Genomic DNA, 279 nt, shown 5'->3' on the forward strand with positions numbered 1-279 from the left:
GGTAGCTGTATTCCGTCCGCTTGTAGACGGAGAACATGCAGGGAATGGAGACGGCCGTCTCTGTGCCGCAACTGGTGACATCGGGGAAAAAGGTGACGCCGCGCGCCTTCATCTCCGGATTGGTATCGCGGCCATAGCCGCCGAGCGAAAAGTCCTGCCCGCGGGCCGTCTCTCCGGCAACGATGATCAGCACACGCGGCTTGGCCGGGGAAGCCGCCGGGATCTGGTGCGCGTCCGTGCCGATCGGCTGACGCACGAGATTGAGATTGTCGCCATAGG

The 279-nt window shown here is 63.4% G+C and carries 1 protein-coding gene; it reads right to left on the minus strand.

The features are described from left to right. Positions 1-279, minus strand: a 279-nt coding sequence (locus SB764_RS39515; protein WP_410866686.1) for a sulfatase-like hydrolase/transferase, incomplete at both ends; no start/stop codon positions are given.

The sequence above is a fragment of the Paraburkholderia sp. SIMBA_027 genome (genome assembly GCF_046535315.1).
Classification (GTDB): domain Bacteria; phylum Pseudomonadota; class Gammaproteobacteria; order Burkholderiales; family Burkholderiaceae; genus Paraburkholderia; species Paraburkholderia tropica.